The sequence below is a fragment of the Corallococcus sp. 4LFB genome (assembly GCF_046520365.1).
Taxonomy (GTDB): domain Bacteria; phylum Myxococcota; class Myxococcia; order Myxococcales; family Myxococcaceae; genus Corallococcus; species Corallococcus caeni.
Map to the genome: position 1 here is coordinate 1 of NZ_JBKGHJ010001188.1, position 669 is coordinate 669.

The window sequence follows — 669 nt, forward strand, 5'->3', positions numbered from 1 at the left end:
CGCTCGACGTCCTGCCCCTCCGACAGGCACCGCGCATAGGCCCAGACGAGCCCGCACGCCAGCAGCCCGCCCACGCCCGTGAGCAGGGTCCACTCACGCCAGGAGAAGAAGCGCGCCGCGGGCCTCGCGCGCACGGGGGCGAGGCGCCCGGGCCGCGCGGCCGCCTGGAAGGCCAGCATCGCGGTGGGGTGGATGATGAGCTCCAGCCACACGATGTGGATGGGCAGGTACAGCAGCGGCTGGCCCCAGAGCGGCAGCAGCGCCGCCGTGCCGACCAGCGGGATGTGGACGAGCAGCAGGTAGAGGAAGCAGCGCTGGAGGTTGGAGAAGAGCTGCCGGCCCTCCGCGATGGCGCGGACCAGCGTGCCGAAGTCGTCGTTCAACAACACGATGGAGGACGCCTCGCGAGCGCTGCGTGTTCCCCGCTCCCCCATGGCGATGCCCACGTCCGCGGCCTGGAGCGCCGGCACGTCGTTCACCCCGTCCCCGGTGGCGGCCACCACCTCGCCCTGACTCCGGAGCGCCTTCACCAGCGCGTACTTCTGGGCGGGCAGCGCGCGCGCCACCACGTCCACGGGGGGCACCGTGCCGGTGTCGGCCAGCCGCGCCTCCAGGGCCGCGCCCGTGAGCACCTGGGGACTGGCGCCCCCCAGTCCCAGCCGCCGGGCG

General features: G+C 74.4%; 1 protein-coding gene. It reads right to left on the reverse strand.

Features of this window, described 5'->3' with window-relative positions; genetic code table 11:
- Positions 1–669: HAD-IC family P-type ATPase (locus tag ACLEQD_RS44835; protein ID WP_410391982.1), on the reverse strand; the 669-nt coding region annotated here is incomplete at both ends.